Here is a 6,000-nt window from a genome sequence, read left to right on the forward strand (position 1 = left end):
GGAGGCGCCGGCTGTCTCATGTCGCGGTGGCGCGCCAGTCCCACCTGAAACCAGTATCGGCGCGCCTGGCGCCGCTGTCAAATAGTTTCAAGCGCCTTGCCGCCGCCGGCACGGCGCTTGAAACTGTGCTTGAAAACCGGGCTTGAACCCCCTGGCTTAAAATTCCTCCCAGTCGTCGCCGGCGATGTGCGATGGCGTTTTGTGCGCCGCCGCACCGGCTGCCTTGGGTGCTGCCGGCTTGCCGGCCGTGGCCTGGGACTGGCGTGGCGCGAGTTTTTGCGTGCTGGCAATGGCGGCCTTTGCCGGCCGCGCGGCGCGCACGGGCGCCGCCGCGACGACGTGTTCGAGCTGGAAGCCGGCCGCCACTTGCGCCAGGCGCGCGGCCTGGTCCTGCATGCTTTCGGCCGCGGCGGCCGCTTCTTCCACCAGGGCCGCATTTTGCTGCGTTACCTGGTCCATCTGCGCGATGGCCTGGTTGACCTGGTCGATGCCCAGGCTTTGTTCGGCACTGGCGGCGGTGATCTCGGCCATGATGTCGGTCACTCTGCGCACGCTGTCGACCACTTCACCCATGGTGCTGCCCGCCTGCTGCACCAGCCGCGTGCCATTGTTGACCTGTTCCACCGAGTCGCCGATCAGGGTCTTGATTTCGCGCGCCGCCGCGGCCGAGCGCTGCGCCAGGCTGCGCACTTCCGTGGCGACGACGGCAAAGCCGCGTCCCTGCTCGCCGGCGCGCGCCGCTTCGACGGCCGCGTTCAAGGCCAGGATATTCGTCTGGAAGGCGATGCCGTCGATGACGCCGATGATGTCGACGATTTTCGTCGATGCCGTATCGATGGCGCCCATGGTATCGACCACCTGGCTGACGATGCTGCCGCCCCGTTCGGCCACGCCGGACGCGGCCACCGCCATCTGGTTGGCCTGGCGCGCATTGTCCGCATTCTGCTTGACGGTGCTGGTCAGTTCTTCCATCGACGACGCCGTCTCTTCCAGCGAGCTGGCCTGCTGCTCCGTGCGCGCCGACAAATCCTGGTTGCCTGCGGCGATTTCGCCCGATGCCGTGGCGATCGCGTTGGTGCCCGTCTGCACTTCCGACACCACCTTGCGCAGCGCCTCGTTCATGCCGTGCAGCGCGCGCATCAGGTCGCCGATTTCATCGCTGGCGGCCTTGCCGAAATGCGTGCGCAAGTCGCCGTCGGCCACCGTTTCCGCCACTTTTACGGCAGCCTTCAACGGCTGCGTGATCGAGCGCGTGATCAGCCAGGCGCAGACGCTGCCCAGCGCCACCACCAGCACGCACAAGGTCAGCAACAGGGTGAAGCTGCGCCCGTTGGCCGCCTCGATCGCCTGCGCCGTGGCGTCGATGGCCTGGCGCTGCTGCGATAGCAGGGCCTTGACGTTGTTCTGGTATTTGGCGGCGGCCGGCGCGAAGCTGTCACGGTAGGTGCTTTCCGCCTGCGCCGCGTCGCCCGCCTTGCGCGCATTCATCACCAGGGTCTTGGCATCCTGGTACTTGACGCGCTCGGCGATGGACGATTTGAAGATGGCTTTTTCTTCGTCGCTGTCGAGCAGCGCCTCGATTTTCTTCAGCAGTTCGCTGCCCTGTTTGGTGCTGTCGGCGATGGTGTCGGCAAACACGCTGGACAGGGTTTCATCCGTGCTTTTGGCGATCATCGAGGTGCGCGCGATGGCCGAATAGATCAGCACGTACCAGTCCGATACGAGGCGTTCCTTGGCCAGCGGTTTTTCCATCATTTGCCGCGTCGCTTCGGCATTCACGTGGGCGCTGTACAGCGCGTACGAGGTGGAGATCACGGACAGCAGCAGCACCAGCGCGAAGCCTGCAGCCAGGCGCGTGCCGATACGAAGGTGGGAGAGGGCGTGCATGGTTGGAGCTCCTGTCGCAGAGGGGATTTAATTGCCTGTGCGACATAGTATGCACTGAGAAGTGACCAAGAGGCGAGCGAAACGCGCGCTTGTTTTGGCGTCTGTTGCAGCCACGCCCGTGCTACAGATCGCCCGCCTGGCGCAAGTCCGGCTGCTCGGCCCAGCGGGCGAAGGCGGCCGCCATGCGCTCGCTTTCCGCGATGGCGCGGCGCCAGTCGCGCATGCGCGCCGCGTGGTCTTGCCCGTAATGGGGGAAGTCGCGCCGGTCCGGCAGTTTTCCATTGGGCAGGCTGGCCACGAAGGCGGGCGAGGGCGAGACGAGGATCATGTTGTCGAGTGCGCTATCGCCGCTGCGCGCGCGGCGCCAGGGCATGGCTTTGTCCAGCCAGCCCGGTACGATATGGTCGGCAAAATGCGGATACAGCACGAGGTCCGGTTCGCGCTGGTAGGGCAGGTGCAAATGGTAGTCGACCAGGCCGCCGTCCCAGTAGCGCCCGGGGGGCGCGCCGGCGATGTCCGTGACCGCGTCGAGCACCAGCGGGATGGAGCCGGAGGCCAGCAGCGCGTCGCGCAGGTTGTCTTGCGCCAGCGGCACGAAGTGGGAATGAAATGCGTCGAAGCGCGAACGCAGCCAGCTGGCGCCGTCCGGTCCGGCATGGAACACGGTGCGTTCCAGCGAGGCGGCCAGACGCGCGCGCGCCACGGCGTTGCCGGCGGCCGCCAGCAGGAAGCCGCGCCGGTCGCGCCATTTGCCCGGCTGCGCCAGCGCGCCAATGCCGCGTACGGCCAGCACCGACAGGCTGTGGCGCTCGTGCCGCAGCAGCTGCGCATCCTGGCCATCGAGGACGGCGTCGAGCAGGGCGCGGCAGGTGCGGCTGACGTGCGCCGCCTCGGGTTTGTCGGGATAACGCTGGCCCACGTATTCGCGCACCAGGCGGCGCTGCGCGGCCACCGGATCGGGGAACACGGCGGAGGCCATGCGCCAGGCGCCGATCGAGGCGCCGACGAACTGGCGCGGACGCGGCGCTTGCGGCAGGAAGTGGCCGAACAGCCAGCAATCGAGCTGGTGCAGGATCAAGCCTTTCGGCCCGCCTGCGGCGGCAGGGACGATGGCGATATCGATGGCGCGCACCCCGTTGTCGGCGATGCGCGCCCGGGCGCGGCGGCCCAGGCGGATAGTGATCGGTGATTGCATGAGTAGTCGTTGGCGGCCTGTAGCCAGGTATTTTACCGCCAGCGTGGCGCCACGACACAGTCGCGCTCGCTATAGTCCCATTGTTGGTATTAATAAATTTCTTTAAGGCAACCATTCTCTTGAGAAATGTTGCATAATATTGGACGTTGAATTTTTGGCATGTGCCAAGGATTCCTTATGCCTTGCTTTTTTTATTGGAATCGTATGCAACTGAATCACGCTTTTGTTCTGACCCTGATCGCCGCTTCGCTTGCCGCTTGCGGTGGTGGCGGTTCTTCTTCCCCATCCGACACGTCGGTTGCCGTGAACACGGCCAAGCCTGCCGATCCGGTGGCGCCCGTCGTTCCCGTCGTTCCCGCCGTGCCAGCGGCCACCGGCGAAAACACGGGTAGCGTCAGCGCACGTTTCGTCAATGGCGACAATAGCCGCTTCATCTTTACGGCTATCGGCTTGCAGAGCAGTGGCAAGGCCAGCCTGCTGGTCCAAGATACCTCCGGCGCCTTGAGCAATATCGGCAGCATCGTGCTGACGGGCAACCCGTCCGTGACGCGCGAAATCAGCGGCGACGCGGCTTTTGCGCAGGGACGCTGGTTCAAGGGCTCGTTCAGCAACAGTACTGGTGCCACGACGTTGACCGGTAACAATGCCAGCGCGCATTACGTCGCCTACAACGTGCTCGCCGCATTGCCAGCGACCGGCACGTTCACCTGCGATGCCGGCACGTTCACGGCGCCAAGCTATACGGGCGGTACGAACATCTCGTCGAGCGGCTACTTCGGCACTGCCAGCGGCACTGCCAGCATGTCCTTCGATGCCTCCGGCGCGAAAATAGCGCTGGCCATCGACGCCAGCGCTGGTGGCAGCACGGGCAAAGTATCGGCTTCGACGACCATCGCATCGCCAGGTTCCAGCAGCATCACCGGCGGCTACCTGTCGAACGGCACGGGCGCGCAGCTGATGCTGGGCGACGGCGGCGCTGGCGGCTATCTGCTGATCGCCGCCTACAAGGCGCAGCTGGCGAATGGCGCCAATTACCAGGGCGTGGCCACGTTCCGCTGCTCCTGATCGCACGGGCATGAAAAAAGCGGCGTCCGTGCAATGCACGGCGCCGCTTTTTTTCGTCCGTCGCGATTACCGCGATTAACGCAGCGCCGCGATCATCTGTTTCAGCTTGCCGGAATCGACGCAGAAGGCGCGGATGCCTTCGGCCAGTTTTTCCGTCGCCATCGCGTCTTCATTCATCATGAAGCGGAACGCTTCTTCGTTCAGCGACATTTGCACGATGTTGGTCGATGGCGCCGCTTCGGCGCTCAGCTTGCGTTCCACCGGCGCATCGCTGTCGGCCAGTTTTTGCAGCAGGTCGGGGCTGATGGTGAGCAGGTCGCAGCCGGCCAGTTCGAGGATTTGCGACGTGTTGCGGAAGCTCGCGCCCATCACCTCGGTCTTGTAGCCGAACTTGCGGTAGTAGTTGTAGATGCGGCGGACCGATTGCACGCCCGGATCTTCCGCGCCCATGTAATCGATACCCGTCGATTTCTTGTACCAGTCGTAGATGCGGCCGACGAACGGCGAAATGAGCTGGGCGCCCGCTTCGGCGCAGGCAATCGCCTGGGCCAGCGAGAACAGCAGGGTCATGTTGCAGCGGATGCCTTCCTTTTCCAGGATGGCGGCGGCGCGGATGCCTTCCCAGGTGGAGGCGATCTTGATCAGCACGCGCTCGCGTGGAATGCCGGCATTCGAATACAAGGCGATCAGGTCGCGGCCCTTGGCGACCGTGCCTTCCGTGTCGAACGACAGGCGCGCATCGACTTCGGTCGAGACGCGGCCGGGGATGGTTTGCAGGATTTCCACGCCAAAGGCGATCAGCAGACGGTCGATGATTTCGGCGGTCGAGGCGTTCGGATGGTCGCGCACGGCCTTTTCCAGCAGCGGCTTGTATTCATCCTTTTGCACGGCCTTCAGGATCAGCGACGGATTCGTCGTCGCATCGCGCGGCGTGTATGCCTGGATCGATTGGAAGTCGCCGGTGTCGGCCACCACGGTAGTAAATTGCTTCAGTTGTTCGAGTTGGTTCATGGCTGCACGGGAAAGAGTGAATGGGCTTGCCGGGCTATTGTACCGAATTCACTGCCTGAAGCATCGACTATTGGCTTGCCCACGCACTACTTACTCAATTGAATCTTGCTTTTTTGAGAACTCGCGCATAATTGCCTGGACTTGTTTATTTTGTACATTGTTTTAATAAGCAATGTGCGATGCCACTCTCCAGATGAAGAGCATCTTTTGACACAAGATATCGTTAGCGCGGTAGCCGCCTTCAACGGCGCGACACGCCTGTATGCATTGTCCATCGGCGACGATGGACAGGACAGCGGCTTGCTGGTCGAAGCCTTTGCCGCCGACGAACGGCTGCAGGAGGTTGGCGCGCGCGACATCATCGCCTTGTCCACCAGCGCCCATGTGGCGCTGGCGTCGCTGCTGGGCCAGCCGGCCAGCCTGCACGTCAGCCTGGCGGACGGCACGCGCACTCTATTTTCCGGCTACATCAGCGCCGCCGCCACGCTCGGCAGCAATGGCGGACTGGCGCGCTACCGGCTGCGCATCACCCCATGGCTGTGGCTGCTGACCCAGGCGCGTAACAGCCGCGTCTGGCAAGACAGGAGCGTGACGGCCATCGTCGACGAGGTCTTGCAGGCGTATGCGCCATACGCGCTGTGGCGCTGGAGCGACGAGGTGGCATCTTTCATGCAGGAAGCGGGCGAGCGCAGCTATTGCTGCCAGTACCGCGAATCGGACTACGATTTCGTGCGCCGGCTGCTGACCGAAGAAGGGCTGGCCTGGCGGTTTGACGGTCAGGCCATGATCGTCTTTGCCGACAGCAGCCAGGTGTGCGCCACGCCCGAGGACGCCAGCAGCGC

General features: G+C 64.0%; 5 protein-coding genes. 2 read left to right on the top strand and 3 right to left on the bottom strand.

Annotated elements, in window-relative coordinates:
• Positions 1-156 precede the first annotated feature (156 nt).
• Positions 157-1,887: a methyl-accepting chemotaxis protein gene (locus tag JAB6_RS16350; RefSeq protein WP_034753977.1), complete on the bottom strand. Its 1,731-nt coding sequence runs from the start codon at positions 1,885-1,887 to the stop codon at positions 157-159.
• A 121-nt stretch (positions 1,888-2,008) separates the two neighbouring features.
• Positions 2,009-3,082: a patatin-like phospholipase family protein gene (locus JAB6_RS16355; protein ID WP_070303643.1), complete on the bottom strand. Its 1,074-nt coding sequence runs from the start codon at positions 3,080-3,082 to the stop codon at positions 2,009-2,011.
• A gap of 204 nt (positions 3,083-3,286) precedes the next feature.
• On the opposite strand from JAB6_RS16355, the gene JAB6_RS16360 reads away from it, so the two are divergent.
• Entirely contained in the window at positions 3,287-4,147 is an 861-nt protein-coding gene (locus JAB6_RS16360) for a hypothetical protein (RefSeq protein WP_070303644.1), read from the top strand.
• A 75-nt stretch (positions 4,148-4,222) separates the two neighbouring features.
• On the opposite strand, the gene tal is transcribed toward JAB6_RS16360, so the two are convergent.
• Positions 4,223-5,158: a transaldolase gene (tal, locus tag JAB6_RS16365; RefSeq protein WP_034753971.1), complete on the bottom strand. Its 936-nt coding sequence runs from the start codon at positions 5,156-5,158 to the stop codon at positions 4,223-4,225.
• Positions 5,159-5,365: 207 nt separating this feature from the next.
• Here tal and JAB6_RS16370 point away from each other — a divergent pair.
• Positions 5,366-6,000 (top strand): type VI secretion system Vgr family protein (locus tag JAB6_RS16370; protein WP_139143406.1); only part of this gene is annotated, 635 nt, incomplete at its 3' end.

Source organism: Janthinobacterium sp. HH104, assembly GCF_001758715.1.
Lineage (GTDB): Bacteria > Pseudomonadota > Gammaproteobacteria > Burkholderiales > Burkholderiaceae_D > Janthinobacterium > Janthinobacterium aestuarii.